Source organism: Streptomyces sp. NPDC048254 (assembly GCF_043201895.1).
GTDB lineage: Bacteria > Actinomycetota > Actinomycetes > Streptomycetales > Streptomycetaceae > Streptomyces.
This window is the reverse complement of record NZ_JBICZJ010000002.1, coordinates 524,472-541,648: the sequence shown is the minus strand read 5'-3', so window position 1 is coordinate 541,648 and position 17,177 is coordinate 524,472. Positions and strand designations below refer to the sequence as shown.

12 protein-coding genes are annotated in these 17,177 nt (G+C 70.1%); 2 read left to right on the top strand and 10 right to left on the bottom strand.

The annotated features are described in order from the left end of the window. Nucleotides 1-33: 33 nt before the first annotated feature. Nucleotides 34-756, top strand: a complete 723-nt coding sequence (locus tag ACGFZQ_RS07775) for a Mut7-C RNAse domain-containing protein (RefSeq protein WP_393839586.1) — start codon at nucleotides 34-36, stop codon at nucleotides 754-756. A gap of 18 nt (nucleotides 757-774) precedes the next feature. Here ACGFZQ_RS07775 and ACGFZQ_RS07770 read toward each other — a convergent pair whose 3' ends face one another. The 10 genes from ACGFZQ_RS07770 to ACGFZQ_RS07725 form a co-directional block, all read right to left on the bottom strand. Beyond that, on the bottom strand, nucleotides 775-2,118 hold the full coding sequence (locus ACGFZQ_RS07770) for a UDP-glucose dehydrogenase family protein (RefSeq protein WP_393839585.1): 1,344 nt from the start codon (nucleotides 2,116-2,118) through the stop codon (nucleotides 775-777). Between the two features lie 116 nt (nucleotides 2,119-2,234). Beyond that, complete coding sequence (locus tag ACGFZQ_RS07765; protein ID WP_393839584.1) at nucleotides 2,235-3,530, bottom strand: nitrous oxide reductase family maturation protein NosD; 1,296 nt, start codon at nucleotides 3,528-3,530, stop codon at nucleotides 2,235-2,237. Further along, nucleotides 3,527-5,461, bottom strand: a complete 1,935-nt coding sequence (locus tag ACGFZQ_RS07760) for a right-handed parallel beta-helix repeat-containing protein (protein WP_393839583.1) — start codon at nucleotides 5,459-5,461, stop codon at nucleotides 3,527-3,529. The genes ACGFZQ_RS07765 and ACGFZQ_RS07760 overlap by 4 nt, the downstream gene beginning before the upstream one ends. Nucleotides 5,462-5,465: 4 nt before the next feature. Beyond that, nucleotides 5,466-6,752, bottom strand: coding sequence for a glycosyltransferase family 2 protein (locus ACGFZQ_RS07755; protein WP_393839582.1), 1,287 nt, complete (start codon nucleotides 6,750-6,752; stop codon nucleotides 5,466-5,468). A 468-nt stretch (nucleotides 6,753-7,220) separates the two neighbouring features. Further along, on the bottom strand, nucleotides 7,221-9,605 hold the full coding sequence (locus tag ACGFZQ_RS07750; RefSeq protein WP_393839871.1) for a galactose oxidase-like domain-containing protein: 2,385 nt from the start codon (nucleotides 9,603-9,605) through the stop codon (nucleotides 7,221-7,223). A 2-nt stretch (nucleotides 9,606-9,607) separates the two neighbouring features. Beyond that, nucleotides 9,608-10,780: a glycosyltransferase family 2 protein gene (locus ACGFZQ_RS07745; protein WP_351741521.1), complete on the bottom strand. Its 1,173-nt coding sequence runs from the start codon at nucleotides 10,778-10,780 to the stop codon at nucleotides 9,608-9,610. Next, the gene (locus ACGFZQ_RS07740) at nucleotides 10,777-12,417 is read right to left on the bottom strand and encodes an ArnT family glycosyltransferase (RefSeq protein WP_393839581.1); all 1,641 of its coding nucleotides are present in this window, start codon (nucleotides 12,415-12,417) and stop codon (nucleotides 10,777-10,779) included. The genes ACGFZQ_RS07745 and ACGFZQ_RS07740 overlap by 4 nt, the downstream gene beginning before the upstream one ends. Continuing rightward, the gene (locus ACGFZQ_RS07735) at nucleotides 12,414-13,682 is read right to left on the bottom strand and encodes a glycosyltransferase (RefSeq protein WP_393839580.1); all 1,269 of its coding nucleotides are present in this window, start codon (nucleotides 13,680-13,682) and stop codon (nucleotides 12,414-12,416) included. The genes ACGFZQ_RS07740 and ACGFZQ_RS07735 overlap by 4 nt, the downstream gene beginning before the upstream one ends. Before the next feature lie 214 nt (nucleotides 13,683-13,896). Beyond that, the gene (locus tag ACGFZQ_RS07730; RefSeq protein WP_393839579.1) at nucleotides 13,897-15,924 is read right to left on the bottom strand and encodes a thioredoxin domain-containing protein; all 2,028 of its coding nucleotides are present in this window, start codon (nucleotides 15,922-15,924) and stop codon (nucleotides 13,897-13,899) included. After that, nucleotides 15,905-16,531 (bottom strand): helix-turn-helix domain-containing protein, encoded by a 627-nt coding sequence (locus ACGFZQ_RS07725; RefSeq protein WP_351741511.1) that lies wholly within the window; start codon nucleotides 16,529-16,531, stop codon nucleotides 15,905-15,907. Before ACGFZQ_RS07725 ends, ACGFZQ_RS07730 begins: the two co-directional genes overlap by 20 nt. Before the next feature lie 198 nt (nucleotides 16,532-16,729). On the opposite strand from ACGFZQ_RS07725, the gene ACGFZQ_RS07720 reads away from it, so the two are divergent. Next, nucleotides 16,730-17,128, top strand: a complete 399-nt coding sequence (locus ACGFZQ_RS07720; RefSeq protein WP_393839578.1) for a hypothetical protein — start codon at nucleotides 16,730-16,732, stop codon at nucleotides 17,126-17,128. Nucleotides 17,129-17,177: the final 49 nt, after the last annotated feature.

Genomic DNA, 17,177 nt, shown 5'->3' with positions numbered 1-17,177 from the left:
GGTCCCGGGCACCTCCCGTGCCATCCTGACCGGGTGAACACTGCCGAGATCCGTGTCGAAGTCGCCCCCGGGCTGGCCCTGTTCGTCCCGCACGCCCGCCGCACCGGCGCGCACCCGCTCACCGTCGACGGCGTCTCCACGCTCGGCCATGTGATCGAGTCCCTGGGCGTCCCGCTCACCGAGGTCGGCGCGCTGGTGGTGGACGGCCGGGAGGTCCCGGCCGCGCACATCCCGGCCGACGGCGAGTCGGTGGCCGTGCGCGCGGTCCGGCGCCCGCAGGAGGTCCCGGGCGCTCCGCTCCGCTTCCTCCTCGACGTCCACCTCGGCACCCTCGCCCGCCGGCTGCGCCTGCTCGGCGTGGACACCGCGTACGAGTCGACGGACATCGGCGACCCGGCCCTCTCCGCCCGCTCGGCGGCCGAGAAGCGCGTGCTGCTCAGCCGCGACCGGGGCCTGTTGCGCCGCCGTGAACTGTGGGCCGGCGGTTACGTCTACAGCACCAGCCCCGACGAGCAACTCCACGACGTCCTCGACCGCTTCGCCCCCGAGCTGCGCCCCTGGACCCGCTGCACGGCCTGCAACGGCCTGCTGCGGAAGGCGACGAAGGAGGAGGTGGCGGACCAGCTCAAGGGCGGGACGCAGAAGTCGTACGACGTCTTCGCCCAGTGCACGGAGTGCGGCCGCGCCTACTGGAAGGGCGCGCACCACCAGCAGCTGGAGGCCATCGTGGAGCGCGCCCTCGCCGAGTTCGCCTGAGGCGGCCCGGGCCCGGGGTCAGCTGCGGCCCAGCGCCCGGTACTCCCAGCCGGCCGCCCGCCACTGCGCGGGGTCCAGGGCGTGCCGGCCGTCCACGACCCGGCGCCGGTTCACCACGGAACCCATGACCTCCGGGTCGATCTCCCGGAACTGCGCCCACTCGGTCAGCAGTACCACGACATCGGCGTCCGCGGCGGCCTGCAGCACATCGGTGCCGTACGCCAACTCCGGGTGGACGCGGCGGGCGTTGTCCATCGCCACCGGGTCGTAGACGGTCACCTGGGCGCCGGCCCGGTGCAGCGTGGCGGCGACGTCCAGCGCCGGGGCGTCCCGGATGTCGTCGGAGTTGGGCTTGAAGGCCGCCCCCAGCGCGACCACCTTCGTCCCCGCCAGTTCCCCGCCGACCAGCTCACGGACCAGGTCCACGGTGCGGGCCCGGCGGCGCTGGTTGATCCCGTCCACCTCGCGCAGGAACGCCACCGCCTGGGCGACGTCCAGCTCCTCGGCGCGGTGGATGAACGCCCTGATGTCCTTGGGCAGGCAGCCGCCGCCGAAGCCCAGGCCCGGCTTGAGGAACCGGCCACCGATCCGGTCGTCGTAGGCCAGCGCCTCCGCCAGCCGGTGCACGTCGGCGCCGGTGGCCTCGCAGACCTCCGCCATGGCGTTGATGTACGAGATCTTCGTGGCCAGGAAGGAGTTGGCGGCGACCTTGACCAGTTCGGCGGTCGGCAGGTCGGCGACCACCACCGGAGTGCCCTGGGCGATGACCGGGGCGAACGCGGCGCGCAGCTGCTCCTCCGCCCACGCGGACTCGGTGCCGAACACCAGCCGGTCGGGGTGCAGGGTGTCCTCCACGGCGAAGCCCTCCCGCAGGAACTCCGGGTTCCAGGCGAGTTCGACCTCGTCCCCGGCCGGCGCGGTCGCGCGGACCAGCTCCGCCAGCCGGGCCGCGGTGCCCACCGGCACCGTGGACTTGCCGACCACCAGGGCCCGCCGGTTCAGATGCCGGGCCAGCTCGGTGACCGCGCCCTCCACGTAGCGCAGGTCCGCCGCGTAGGAGCCGGGCTGCTGCGGGGTGCCCACGCAGACGAAGTGGATGTCGCCGAACTCCGCGGCCTCCGCAAGGCTGGTGGTGAAGTGCAGCCGGCCGGATTCCTGGGCCTTGACCAGGAGTTCGGGCAGTCCTGGCTCGAAGAACGGCACCTCCCCGGCTCTCAGCAGCTCGATCTTGGCGGGGTCCACGTCGACGCCGAGCACCTCGTAGCCCAGTGTCGCCATGCACACGGCGTGCGTGGCGCCCAGGTAGCCGGTGCCGATGACCGTGAGACGGGGAGCGTCGGTGCCGTCGAGAAGAGTGTCCATGATGCCTCCGAGAGGGGTTCCCGAGCAGAAAGTGCGCATGCCGAAGACGGGCGTGGGTGAAGGAGAGGGGCCTGGGGCTGCGTGCGGGGCCCGGGTGCGAACCGGGCCCCTCGCCGTCAGGAGGAGCAGGCGGTGTTGGCGAGGCCCTTCGCCGCGTCGCTGACCTTGTTGTCGCAGGCGACCTTGTTGTTCTCGACGGGCGCGAGATGGAAGCCGTAGCCGGGGCCGTCCACCTGCGCGGTGTTGGCCTGGAACACGTTTCCGGTGCCCCAGCCGTCGAGGATCCGGTGGGTCTGGAAGCCGTCCTCACGGGAGTGGCGGCCGACGTTGCCCTTGATCAGCCAGTTGTTTCCCTTGACGTCGACCCAGGAGTCGTTGTGACCCCCGCTGAGGTCGGCGCCGTCGAAGGTGTTGCCGATGAGGGAGCCGCCGGTGGTGCCCTCCTTGATGTCGACGGACTCGGCGGTGGTGGCGCTGACGTGGTTGCCGCGGATGACGTTGTCGTCGCTCTTGTCGGGCTTGCAGTCGGTGACCGTGCACCAGTTGGACTCGGCCGAGCCGACGTAGATGCCCTCGCCGAAGGTCTCCTTGCGCTTGCCGGTGTCGCGGACGGTGTTGCCCTCCACCACGTTGCCGGAGCTGAAGTCGCGCAGGTGGATGCCCTCGTCGCCGATGTTCTCGACGGTCAGGCCCTGGATGACGGTGCCCTGGACCTTGTCGGCCATGACCCCCTTCTGGCCGTCGCGGACCGTGAAGCCGAGCAGCCGCCAGTGGCTGGCGCCGTCGAGGTGGAAGGCGTAGCCGCCGTCGACGTCACCGGCGTCGATCACCGCGCCGGGGCCGCCGCACAGGAAGATCGGCTTGGCCGCGGTGCCGGGGGTGGCGGCGGTGAACTTGTCGTCGTACACCCCGTCCCGCATCTGGATGACATCACCGGGCTGGGCCTTGTCCAGGGCGTCGTCAAGGGACTTGGCGTCGCTGACGGTGACGGTGGCGGCCGGGCACTTCACCGGTCCGGACGCGGCGGCCGCCGCGGAGCCGGACGCGGTGGGCGCGGCCGTCCCCTCGTCGGACGCCGTACCGCTCGGTTCCGGATCGGCGGACGTGGCACCGGGGCCGTCGGTGGCGTCGGTGTCGTCGGTGGGTGTGGCCACCGCGATGGTGGGACCCGCGTCGGGACCCGCCCCGTACACCACGGGCGGGCCGTCCCCGGTGGAGGCCGCCACGATCAGCGCCACCACCGAGATCAGCAGGGCGGCCGAGGCCACCCACAGCGGCAGACCGCCGGAGAGCCAGATCCGGCGCAGCCGCTCCGCCGGCGTGGGCGGTGTCCCCGGGGTGCCGGCCCCGGGGCCGGCACCTGTCCCGTCGGCTGTCCCTTCGGCTGTCCCGTCCGGTGTGTCGTCGCTCATTCGCTCATCACCGGCGTCCTGCGGCGGCCTGCCACCTCGATCTCGTCCGGGGGCGGGGCGGGCAGCGGTGCCTTGTCGGAGTAGGGATGGATGATCCGGGCGATCCGCCCGTGCCCGCGCCGCCTGCGCCGGCCCATGACGGCCGAGAACAGGATCAGCAGCAGGATGCCGGTCCACAGCAGGGTCATCGGGCTCGCGTAGTGCTTGACCTTGACCCAGAAGGAACTGGTGTCGTACCAGGCGAAGGTCTGGTTCTCCTTGATGGAGGCTCCGCCGTGGGAGCGGCTGGAGTCCAGTGCGCTGGGGCCGACCCCGCCGATCACGTTGAAGGAGACCGTCGTACCGTCCACGCCACCGACCAGGCTGACACCGTGGTTGGTCGCGTCCTGGACGGTGTTGCCGCGTATCTCGGCGGCCGAGTCGCGGACGTACACGCCGGTCTCCGGGCCGTCGATGATGTTGCCGGTGACCGTGGCGTCGGTGACGCCGTCCCGTACCGAGATGCCCTGCCGGTTCTGGCCGGTCAGGCGGTTGCCGGTGATGGACACCTTGTCCGCCTCCAGGCGGGCCACGATCCCCATGTCACCGCCCTCGATGCGGTTGTTCTGCACCCCGACGTCGAACCCGCCGAGCACCTCGACACCGTAGCGGCCGTTGTCCTTGGCCACACTGTTGGCGACCGAGTTGGAGCCGTAGCTGTCGACGGCCTGGCCGGAGGCGGAGGGGCCGTCGGCGAGCGGCTTGCCGCTGAGGGTGTAGCCGTTGCCGCCGTTGCCCTGGGCGGTGGAGCCGCTGATCCGCACCTGCTGGGTGGCGCGGGAGAGGATGAAGCCGTCGCCGCCGTTGTCCTTCGCGACCGTGCGCTGCACCAGCGAGCTGGAGACGAACCGGTGCAGGACCACACCGTCCTCCAGGCTGTTCTGCACGGTCGTGTCGCTGATCTCGATCCCCGTGGCGCTGGAGATGAAGACCCCGAAGGCGTTGCCGGTGATGGTCGAGTGGGTGATCGACCCTGAGACGTAGGAGAGTCCGCCGGTGGAGAAGCGGGCGTCGGGAGTGGTCAGTTCGCCGGACGGCATGGCGGTGACATCACCGCTGCTGGAGCCGTCGTCCTGCGCGTTCCCCTGTTCCTCGGCCCGCTCGCGTGCGGTCTTGCCGTGGATCTGGCCGGTGTCCTCCAGCGAGCCGGTGTTCGGCCGGTCGGTTCCGGTCAGGCTGAGCCCGCCGGTACGGCCGCTCCAGAACCCCAGGTTCGAGAGTTTGGTGTGCGTCATCTCGAACTGGCCGCCGATGGTGCGGATATAGGCGCGGCCGTCCCCGACGTCGGTGTCGGACTTGTTGGCCTGCGGGTCCCAGCTGGTGACCGTCAGCGGCGCCTGGGCGGTGCCCTGGAGCGCCAGTTCGCCGCCGAAGGAGACGATGGAGACGAAGCCGGTGCGGTTGCTGGCCATCCGCAGGGTGAGGCCGCCCGGGTTGGACAGCTTCAGCTTGGCGCCGACGTTGAGGTAGATGTTCTCGGTCAGGAGATACGAGCCGTCCTTGCGCCGCACAAAGGTCTGCGGGGCGAGTTTCAGCAGGTCGGCGATGGTGTAGGCGTTGCTGCGCTGGGTGAGCACCAGGGTGTATCCGTTGTCGGTGTCCAGCCGGTACGGCACGGTCCACTTGGTGCTCTGCAGGGGCGCCACCGAGGTGAAGGCCCGTACCTGGTTGAGCCGGTGGTCCTCGTCGGCGACCAGCGCGGCCTGGGTCTCCGCGTCCTCGGCGGCGAGTTTCTTCTTGTCGCCGTCCCCGTCGGCGTGCGCCGCGGTGGACGTGCCCAGCAGCAGCGTCGCCGCCACCGCGAAGGCGCCCAGCAGCGCCGCCGTTCTGGCACCGGCCCGGCGCAGCCCGATGCCGGGGCCCGGTCTGACAGTGATGAGTTGCGCTGACATGACGTCAGATCACCTCCGGCTGGAGAGCGGAGTGGTTCTGACCGCCGCCGGAGAGGGTGGCCGCGCTCTGCCCCTCGCCTCCGATGCTGGTGGAGCTGCGGGTGAGCCAGCCCTGCTTGTTCATGGTGGCGAAGGCGTACAGCTTGATCGGCAGCGAGATCATGATGACCACGAGAGCCGTCAGCGGCAGCAGCAGGATCTCCTGCGGATGCCTGCGCAGATGCGAGTAACCGCGGATCGCACGGCCCAGCATCAGCCAGATCAGGGTGAGGACGATGCCGCGCCCGCTGAAGTCGAGCCGGCTCAGCAGCAGATAGCCGAGGGCCATGCCCATGGTCACCGGGGTGAGTAGGATCTGCAGCACGGTGATCTTGGTGACCAGCGGGGCCCGCCACAGCCAGCCCTTGTACAGCGCGGTCAGGTAGCACCGGTAGGAGTTGCGGCTCCATCGGACGCGCTGCTTGACGAAGGCCCGGAAGGACGACGGGAACATGGAGATGGCCCGTGCGGAGGACTGGTGCACCGTCTTGTAGCCGGAGGCGAGCACCAGCCAGGTCAGCCTGCCGTCGTCACCGGCCACGCAGCGGCGGCCGAGGAAGAACTCGTTCTCCAGGTTCTCCAGGACCGGCAGCACCGCGGCCCGTCGGTAGGCGGCCGTACGGCCCGACAGACAGGCCACGGCACCGGCCCGGCCCATGGCCGGGACGTAGTCGTAGTAGCGGAGGTTGACCAGCCAGTCGGCTATGCGGCGCCATACGCTGGTGGTGCGCTGGTAGACGTTCTGCTGGGTGCCCACCCCGCCGACCGTGGGGTCCGCGAAGGGCATCTGTACGGCGTCCAGCAGGCCCGGCTCCCAGCGGGTGTCGGAGTCCACCAGGACGAGGAGCTCCCCGGTGGCCGCGCGTATGCCGACGCCCAAGGCGGAACGTTTCCCCCTGTGTTCGAACGCGAGCACCCGGACCCGGGGGTCCTCCACCAGCGACAGCCGGTGCAGTACCTCGTGGTCTTCCACGTCGGGGACGATGATGATCTCAGCCGGGTCCTGGGCGAGCCAGGTCTCCAGGCATTCCAGCAGGATGTCGGGGTCCTCCCGGTACGCGGGGACGACCACGGAGACACTGGTGCGGAAGTTGTTGACGACTGGCTTGGCGAACCGGGAGAGCACCGCTCGGTACAGCCAGAGCGCCCAGACGAAGAGTCCGGCAAGCCCCAGCGGCATCAGCTCTCGCCACGAAGTTTCCCCCACAGCCTCGACGATCCACGACCAGACCTGGTCGAAGAACTCGGACAATGTTGCGTTCTCCCCCCACATAACACGGCTGCCTCGGTCCGAAAAGCGACAGAACCGGGCACTGCTCCAGCGATGCTAGGAGTTCTTGGGTAAACAGGGGTCACACGCAACACAAACTTCACTTACAAAATCTTCACACACCACTCGCCACAGACGCGACGAACCGCCGGACGACCGGTGCGCGGGACCCCCAGTTTCCCATTCCCTCCCCGACCATGACAGCGCGTCACACGCGTCACGGCACGATCGGGATTGTATGGGGGTGATGTGAAGAGCATGAACTCATCCGATAAATGACATGTTTCGACGCAACGACCAGAAAGCGCGATCTGTTCGAACACGCGCACGAGAAAGGGGCGCGCCCCACGACCTCCGTGGCACGCGCCCCACCCTCTCAACTCCGCCAACTGCAGCGCCCCCTTGGGGGCGCGGGGAACTGCGCGACCGGCCACGCACTACCCGCAGCGACTACCGCACATCAGCCACCCCACACACCACCCCGTCCCCATTCCGGTCAAGCCCCAGCGGATCGTCCTTGCCGTTCACCTTCAACCGACCGTACTGATTGCGCTCAAGCCAAGCGCAGCGAGCCGCCGCCGTCTTCTTGACCCCGCTCGGAAACGCCGTCGGCACACACACGTTGACCGACCCGTAGTGCCGGTCGCACCCGGAGACCGTCGTACTGACCGGCTGCGAGGCCCTCTTCTTCCCCGCCTCCGAGGTCTTCCCCGCAAGGGAGTCGGCGAAGGAGTGGACATGCGGCGAGGCGTCTCCCAGCGCGGCCGGCCCCTGCAGATGCACCCACTTGGCCACCGACGGCACCCCGTTCGCGTCGACCGCGAACAGCATGTACCAGCCGGGCGGAGCCAGGTTGGGATTGCTGGTGACGTTGAGGTCGACGTTGTTGCCGTCGACGGACAGCGGCAGATCCACGAACCGCTGGTTCGGGTCGGAGGAGTGGGTGACCGCGGCCGGCCGGATCAGCTCCGCCTTGGCGATGGGCCGGTCGACGGTGATCCGCTGGGTGTCGCCGTACTTCCACTCCTGGTTGATCACCGAGGTGATGGCCGGCCGGGTGCCCTTGTACAGGTAGGGCGGCGTGTAGATCGACACGTTGTGGTTCCAGGTGCCGTTGCCCGGGTTGTCACCGGTGGCCATGACCCGCCCGTCGGGCAGCAGGAACGCCGACGAGTGGTAGCCACGGGCCTCGGGATCCGCGGCGACGGAGTCGAACGCGTTGGTGGCCGGGTCGTAGATCGACGACTCGTACACCGGGTTGGCGCGGTTGTGCAGCGCGCCGCCCGTCTCCAGGACCTTGCCGTCGGGGAGCAGCACGGCGGAGACGTACATCTTGCCCTGGTTGCCGGTCTCGGCCACCGGCCCGTTGCCGAGATCGACCGTGCCCTGCGGCAGGGGCGGCCCGGCGACGTACGACGGGTTCGGGTCCTTCAGGTCGATCAGGTCCGTCAGCCGGTTCGCGTCCGGGTTGGACTCGATGTTGCCGCCGCCCAGCGTGAGGACCTTCTGGTCCTGCGCCGGAGGCAGCAGCACGCTCGCCGACTGGTCGCGTTCGTCCTTGTTCCGGAGCCCCGGGATCTGGGTGATGGTGTTGGCACCGTAGTCGTAGACCGCGGAGCCGCTGCCCGGGATGTTGTTGCCGAAGACATGGCTGCCGGAGTAGAAGAGCCGCCCGTCCTGCATGAGGATCATCGACGGGTACAGCCCCCAGTACGACCAGGTCTGGTGGACGTCTCCGAGACCCAGCCACTTCTGCTGGGCGTCCGACCAGTACTCCGCCGTCACCGACCCCGACGAGTCCTCCCGGAGCCCGCCGAAGGAGATGACGTCACCGTTGCCCAGCTCGGTCGCCGAGGGGTACCAGTGGCCGTCGTTGAGGTCGTTGGTCTTGCTGTAGGTCTCGGTGGCCGGGTCGAAGATGTACGAGTCCTTGTACCCCTCGTAGCCGTGCCCGCCCGCGACCGGATAGGCCTTGTTGCCGCTCATCACGAGCACCCGGCCGTCCTGCAGCTGCACATGCCCCGAGCAGAACATGTCCTTCGGCGTCGGGATCACCTTGTAGGTGCCGTTGGCCGGGTCGTACACCGCGCTGGTGAAGGTGCCGGCGTTGAAGTTCTCCTCGCTGTTGCCGGAGCCGGCGATCAGCAGCACCTTGCCGTTGTTGAGGACCACGGAGTGCATGGAGCGGACCGGGTTCTGGGTCGGCAGCACCGACCAGCTGCCGTCCGCGCACTGGGCGTTCGTGCCCGTGCACTGGGCGGGCGGCACGGCGTCGGCCACCTGCTCCATCGTGTAGTCGTCGGTCGTCACCGAGCCGGTGCCGTAGACCGAGGCTCCCCAGGTGATGCGGTCGGTACCGGCGGGGACCTGGGGGGTGCGGACGGTCGCCTGGGTGTACGCGGACGCCATGTCCAGGGTCTTCAGGTCGGTCCAGTACTGCCAGCCGGCCGTGGTGTCGTGCCGGAACAGGGTGACCGACGTGTCCGGAGTGGTCGACTTGTACCAGAGCGAGAGGTCGTACTGCTTGCCCGCCGTGACGACGGGCGCGCAGTCGGTGGACTCGGTGATCAGCGCCTTGCGGTCGCCGTCGACCCGACGGGTCAGTGTCACCTTCATGGCCTGGGAGCCGGAGTGGGCGTCCGTCGTCGTCGCGAAGGAGAAGTCGTTGTCCCCCCAGCCGGACCTCTCCCAGCAGTACGGCATGCCGTCGGTGCCGGCGGTCTCGAAGCCCGGGTTCTTGACGAGGTTGGCCGCCTCGGCGGGCTGGGGTGCGGTGAGCAGCAGTCCGGCGGTCAGGGCGCCCACCCCGACCAGTGCCGTCCTTCTGTGCTTCATGGTCACGCGGCTCTCCTTGCATCTTTCTTGCGGCGCGGGAGATAGACCAGCGCCTCGGTCCCGGCGAAGCGCAGGACGAACGTCGTCACCAGGGCGAGCGCGGTGGCGGGCAGCGCGCCCATCCCGAACCGGCCGACGAACAGGGCGATCAGCGGGATGCGCAGCACCAGGTCGGCGTTGGCGAGCAGCGCGAACCGGCCGGCCCGGTCCCACCAGCGGCGATGGGCCCGCCGGTCGCGGAACAGCAGGTGCTCGATGAGGACGAAGTTCCAGGCGACGCCGAGCTGGTTGGCGAGGATCTCGGCGGGGACGTAGTGCAGGCCGAGTGCGGTCAGCGCCCACAGCCCGACGAGGTTCGGCACGAAGCCGCTCAGCCCGATCAGCCCGAAGCCGACCATCCGGGCGACCGGCGAGGCGGTGCGCAGGCCGGCCAGGTGGCGCAGGAAGCGCAGGCCCTCCTGCGCGGTCGACTTGGACTCGCCGGCGAACCGGTCCTGGAAGACGAACGGGACCTCGGCGACCTCGCGCGGGCGACTCCGCACGGCCATCTCGAGGAGGATCTTGTAGCCGAGGGGCTTGAGCACATCGGCGGTGACCGCGCTCCGCCGGATCGCGAAGAAGCCGCTCATCGGGTCGCTGATGCCGTGCAGCCGGCGCGGGAACAGGGACTTGGTCAGCCAGGTCGCCCCGCGCGAGACGGCGATCCGGTAGCTGCCGGCGAGCCCGGCCCGGCTGCCGCCCTTGATGTACCGGGAGGCGACGACGAGCCCCGCGTTGGCCCGCTCCCCGGTGGCCACCAACTCCGGTACCAGGGAAGGCGGGTGCTGGCAGTCGCCGTCCATGACGACGATCCACTCGGAGGTGGCCGCCTTCAGCCCCTCCACGACGGCCCCGCCGAGCCCGCCCACCGGCTCCTCGCGGTGCAGCACCGCCACCGGGAACGGGCAGTCCTGCGCGGCCTGTCGGATCACCTCGGGGGTGTCGTCGGTGGAGTCGTCGACGAAGACGACCTCACAGGGCAGCCGCGCGGGCACCGACTCGGTGATCTGGTGCAGCAACTGCCGTACGTTCCCCGACTCGTTGAAGGTCGGTACGACGATGGTGACGGCGCCCGGCTCGGGGACTTCCGCCGCTTCCAGTCCCGCTGCGGGGACGGTGTACTCGTGGCTGCTCAACGGGTACCCCCTGCGATCTGCCGGATCTCGATGCGGTCGTCGCCGGTGCCGAAGGTGGCGACGGGGGCGGAGTGCCGGAGCGCGGCCCTGACGTTGGGCAGGTCGCGGGCGTCCCGCCGTACCGTCGGCGAGGCGACCACGTAGTCGAGGTCCCGCCAGCCGTGCGGCATGGTCTTGGTGACGGCCGGGTCGAGGTCGGCCTTGTAGAACCAGATGGCGCCGAGACCGGGCCGGTAGCCCTGGTGGACGAGGTCGAGCCAGAGGGCGTCGTCGACGAGGACGCGGGCCCGGGCGGGGTCGGCGACCTGGGTGCCGAGCCACTGCGAGGCCTTCCGGTAGGAGGCGTTGGCGTCGGCGGTGACGGCGGTGCGGTCACCGTCGTACCACTTCGGCACGGTGTACGCGCCGGCGGCGAGGGCGAGTACGGCGGCCAGTGCGTACCGGCCGTAGGTCACGGCCCGCTGCTCGCCCTCCGTGCGCCACCTGCGGAGCGCGGCGTGGGTGACGGAGGCGGCGGCCCCGGCGAGGACCAGGGCGAGGAACGGGAGCGCGCCGATGATGTACATGGCGGGCAGATAGCCGTTGGGGCGCAGGGCGACGGCGGCCAGGATCGCCACGGTCAGGGCCGGTCCGGCGAGCGCGCGGGCGGTGACCGACCAGCGGTGGGCGGCCAGGAGCAGCAGGGCCGCGGCGAGGCCGCCGACGGGCAGCACCCGGTCGTAGTACAGCCAGGAGTGCAGGACGCCGTAGGAGCCGGACGCGGTGTCCAGGATGAAGCCCGAACCCGGCCTGGACATCTGGTACTTGATGCCGTCCCAGAGCGAGACATGGCCGGCGCCGGGCAGCAGTTCGCCCTTGAGGAGGGCGAACAGCGGGTACGACAGTCCGGCGAGCGTGCAGGCGGTGACGGCGCCGGTGAGGGCGAACTTGCGGGTGTCGGGGTGGCCGTGCCGCCACATGGTGACGAGGAGGGCGGGCAGGACGACGAGCATCGTCTCCTTGGTGAGGACGCCCGCGGCGGCGGCGAGGCCGGCGCCGAAGTGGTGCCAGAGGTGGCGGCTGGGCGAGGCGGCGAGGCAGAAGGCCAGCAGCAGCCACATCACGGCGATGTTGTCGAGGAAGATCTCGCGCTGGAGGATGACGGAGAGCGGCGAGAGCCCGAAGAGGGCCATGCCGAGGCCGGCCGCCCAGCGGGGCAGCGAGAGGCGTCGGCCGAGGACGTAGACGAGGACCGCGCTGGCGCCGCTGACCAGCAGCATCGCCACGCGCATCGAGCCGACGGTCATCAGGCCGGGGTCGATGGCGGAGGGTATCCAGGTGAGCAGGGCTATCTGGATCCAGCCCAGCGGCGGATGGTCGTACCAGTAGGTGTAGTGGGCCAGGCCCCGGCCCTCCTGGACGGCCCAGGCCTGGGCGAGGTAGGTGCCCTCGTCGTCGCTGAGGGTCGGGTAGTCGGCGATGTTCCAGCCCTGGACCGCGAGGATCGCGAGCAGCAGCACACCGCACAGGAGCAGGTCACGACGGGACGAGCGGAGCCGGAGCGGCGGCGCTGTCCGACCGGTCGAACCTGTTTTCGGCACAGCTCTGCGCTGCGCGGGGACCTTCGGAGTGGTCACCGCGGGAAGAGTGGAGGTCACGCAGGAACGTCCTCTCGGATCGTCTCGGCCGCGGTGAGATGCGCGCCGACGTGAGTGGTCAACTCCCAGTCGTTCCGGCCGCGTTGCTCGCGCCACACTGCGCGCATCGCTGCTCCGGCGAGGAGGACCTGGTAGAAGGGGCCGCCGACGACGAGCTTCACGTAGTGGATGAAGCGGACGCGGAGCCCGTACTGCTTGCCGAAGTCGTGCAGCCCGACCACCTCGAAGACGAAGGTGACGGCGGCGGTGACGAGCGGCAGGAAGGTGAGGAAGGCGACGCCGACGGGGACGTCGAGGAAGAGGGCGACCGCCGCGTTCAGCGGGATGATCACGCCGGAGAACGCCTGCAGGAACGGCGTCATCAGGGTGTAGCGGGCCAGCAACCGCTGCCCGAAGCCCGGGAGTTGCTTCCAGTCCTGCTTCCGGTAGACCTGCAGGAAGCCCTGGTTCCAGCGGGTGCGCTGCTTGAGCAGCGACATGAGCGAGCCCGGGGTCTCCTCGCGGGTCACCATGTCGGAGTCGTAGGCGACGACGACCTTCTTGCCGACGGACGACAGACGCACGCCCAGGTCGCAGTCCTCGGCCAGGCAGTCGGGGTCCCAGCCGTCGGCCTCCCGGAGCACGGCGGTCCGTACGAAGACGGTGTTGCCGCCGAGCGGGATGAACCCCTTCTGCGCGTGCAGATGGAGCCGGGACCGGAACCAGAAGAAGTACTCCAGGCAGTTGCGCAGGCTGTACCAGCTGGAGTGGAAGTTGATGAGCTGGACGCCGCCCTGGACGACGTCCGCCTCCGTGGTGCGAAAGGCGTGGTCGACGTGGGCGAGCAGCTCCGGATGGACCTGGTCCTCGGCGTCGAAGACCCCGACGACATCGCCGCGGCAGTGCGGCAGCGCCGTGTTCATGGCCTTCGGCTTGTTCTTCTTCTCGTGGGTGTCGACGACGACCCGGACGCGCTGGTCCTTCTCGGCCGCCGCGCGGGCGACCTCGGTGGTCTCCGGATCGTCGTGCCCGACGATCACGATGATCTCGAAGTCGGTGTGTGTGGACTCCAGCAGCCGCTGGATGGTGTGGTCGAGCACGGCCTGTTCGTGCCGCGCGGGCAGCAACAGCGAGAACGACACGTGTTCGCCCCCGTCGGGTCTGCCGAACCGGGTGGACGCGAGCACCTCGGGCGTACGCCACGCGTGCATCTGCCACCACAAGGTGAAGGCAGCCATCCAGAACAAGGCGAGCGAGACGACCGCGATGAAGACAGACGTCAGCAAGAGAAGATCCCCCCAGATCCCAAAGCCCCCTGTACACAACGGTGAGTCACAACCGTCGCGTGTCTGTGCAGAGCCTAGGGGGGATCTGTGAAGCCTGACAGCCTTTCCGATAAATAGCATGTTTCGGAACGGTGGTGCCGTAAGCGGTATCTATCCGAACAGACGCACAATTCCGGCCACTTGTTCCCCAGGGGTGGGTCGCCTGCCTGGGCTATCAGCTGCTTAGTGCTGTTTTCAGCCGCTCCGGGTCGGTGGTCGGGGCGTCACAGGTGAAGTTACGGCACACGTAGGCGGCCGCTTCGCCCCCGACGAGCGGGCGCCCCGCGAGCAACGGGAACTCGTCACTCTCCGGAGTCCCCATGGCCACGACTGCGCCGGGGGCGACGCCCAGCAGTGCGGTGCGGTGCAGGACGGCCGTGCGGCTGTCCCGTTGGTCGGGTCCCACGATCGCTACCTCGCGCGGACCGTCGAGGAGTGCCTCCGCGACGGCGAGCCCCCACCCGACGAACCGCGGCACCCGCGGCCCGAGCGTCCTGACGACGCCCAACGCCCGCTCCGCCGCGGTGCGATGAGGCTCCGACCCGGTGTGGGCCGCATAACCGAGCAGCGCGCCCGCGGCCGCGGTCCAGCCCGAGGGCGTGGCGTTGTCGGTCGGGTCCTGCGGCCGGCGGATCAGCCGCTCCGCGTCGGAGGCGGTGTCGTAGAGGGCGCCCGTCTCCGGGTCGGCGAAGCGGACCAGGACATGGTCGAGCAGCAGCCCGGCGAACTCCAGCCAGACGCCCTCGCCGGTCACGGACGCGAGCGCCAGGAAGCCCTCGGCGACGTCGCCGTAGTCCTCCAGGACACCCGCGTTGGCCCCGGCCCTGCCGTCCCGGCTGGTGCGGGCGAGGCGCGCGTGGTCGTCGAGATGCAGCCGTACGAGGAGATCGGCGGCGCCGACGGCGGCCTCGACCAGGTCGGGCCGGTCGAAGTAGGCGCCGGTCTCGGCGAGCGCGGCGACGGCGAGCCCGTTCCAGGCGGCGACGACCTTGTCGTCCCGGCCGGGCGCGGGGCGCTGCGCACGCTCCGCGAGCAGCCGCCGCTTGACGGACTCGACCTTCTCGGCGTCGAACACGCCCTCCTGCTGCGGGAGTTGCAGGACGGACTGGCCGTGCTCGAAGGTGCCGGCCTCGGTGACCCCGAAGTACTGGGCGGCGAGATCCGCGTCCGCGCCGAGGACTTCGCCGAGCTGCGCGGGCGTCCACACGTAGTACGCGCCCTCGACGTGCTTGCCGGTCCCGTCGTCGCTGTCGGCGTCGAGGGCGGAGGCGAACCCGCCCTCGTCGGTGCGCAGTTCGCGGACCATGAAGTCGGCGGTCTCCAGGGCGACCCGGCGGGCCAGCTCCGACCCGGTCGCCCGCCACAGGTGCGCGTACGCCCGGCAGAGCAGGGCGTTGTCGTACAGCATCTTCTCGAAGTGCGGCACGATCCAGTCGCGGTCGACGGAGTACCGGGCGAAGCCACCGCCGAGCTGGTCGTAGAGGCCGCCGCGGGCCATCCGCTCGCAGGTGTCGGCGGCCATCTGCAGGGCGCCTTCGGAACCGGTCCGGGCGTGGTGGCGCAGCAGGAACTCGATGACCATGGACGGCGGGAACTTGGGGGCGCCGCCGAACCCGCCGCGCTGCGCGTCGTATTCACGGGTGAGCCCCAGCAGGGCCTGGGCGAGTTCCTGCTCACCGGGCGGCTGGGCGCCCTGGTGGCCGATCTCCCGCTCGGCGAGATCATGGACGATCTTCCCGGCGACCTCGGCGACCTCGTCCCGCCGGTCGGTCCAGGCGGCCCGGACACCCTCCAGGACCTGCCGGAAGGAGGGCATGCCGTGCCGGGGGGCGGGCGGGAAGTACGTACCGAAGTAGAAGGGCTCGGCGTCGGGCGTGAGAAACACGGTCATGGGCCAGCCGCCCTGCCCGGTGGCGGCCTGCACGGCCTCCATATAGACGGCATCGACGTCGGGCCGCTCCTCACGGTCGACCTTGACGGAGACGAAGTGCTCGTTGAGGTACTCGGCGGTGGCCTGGTCCTCGAAGGACTCGTGAGCCATCACATGGCACCAGTGGCACGAGCTGTACCCGACGCTCAGCAGGACGGGTCTGTTGGTCTCGCGGGCCCGGTCGAAGGCCTCGGCCGACCAGGGCCACCAGTCGACGGGGTTGTCGGCGTGCTGGAGGAGGTACGGGGACGTCTCATGGGCCAGTCGGTTCACCCTCCCACTCTCCCACGCTGTCCGGAGCAGCGTAGAAGCGCAGGTTGACGCGGCGCGCCCCCTCGGGGACCGCGTCGTCCGGGTGGCCGTAGCGGTCGAGGAGTTCCCGGTAGGCGTGGACGAAGGCGTGCAGGTCGTCCTTGGTCATCCAGGTGCCGGTGCGCTGCACCTGGGCCCAGCCCTGCGGGCCCCGGTACTCCTCGTGGGCGCGGCGGAACAGCCTGGTGTCGACCTCGATCTTGAGGAGGGCGAGATGTTCCGCCGCTGCGTACTCCTCGCTCGTCATCGTGGCCGGGTCGGGTGTGGTGTGGCTGAAGGGCAGGCTCCGCCACCAACGTTCCCGGCCGCCGGACTTCTCCGGGATCTCCTCGATGAGCTTCTGCTCGGCGAGTTTGCGCAGGTGGTAGCTGGTGGTGCCGGAGCTCTCGCCGAGTTCGCGGGCGAGCACGGTGGAGTTGGCCTCGCCGTGCCGGCCGAGGTAGTCGAGGATCCGGCGGCGCAGGGGGTTGCCCAGGGACTTGTAGAGGGCGGTGCGTTCGAGGCTGGTCAGCTCGGCGTGCGCGGCGGGGTCGGGCGCCGCGGCCGTCCTGGGCGTGCCGTCGGTCATGCGATCACCGTAACCCGGAGAGCCCCGGGAGAACCCTGACCCTTCCCTGATGTCTGCCGATTTTTCTTTGCAGAATTTTCTCTGCGGTCTAGCGTGGGGCATGGCGGAGGACCCGCGTGATCCACAGGTTCCGCGGGCCTGGAACAAGGCGAGGGGGCCGAGGTGTTGGAGCCGTTAACGGCGACGAAGGCGCGGAGGATGAAGCGGACGAGGCAGTTGAAGCGGTGGGCACTGATCCTTCTCGGGTCGTCCTCCGTGCTGCTCGTGCCGTGGACGGTGGTGCTGGCGCTGACGCTGCCCACCAAGACCGAGGTGCACAACTGGTCGCTGGCCTGGATCGGGCTGGACGTCCTGATGGCGGCGGGCTGCGCGGCGACGGCGGTGCTGGGGCTGCGGGGCGACGCCCGGGCCCGCCTGACGGCCTCGGCGACGGCATCGGTCGCGATCCTGGACGCGTGGTTCGACATAACGACGTCGGCGGTCGGCACGGAGCTGCTGGAGGCGCTCGGCAGCGCCGTGGCGGAGGCGGGACTGGCCGCGGCGTGCGTCTTCCTGGCGCTGTCGAAGGGACGGCAGAGCGAGCCCGTGCGGCGCTAGGGCCTGTCTGACAATTCCCGTCTGCCTCACGACGCCATGCACGCACTCT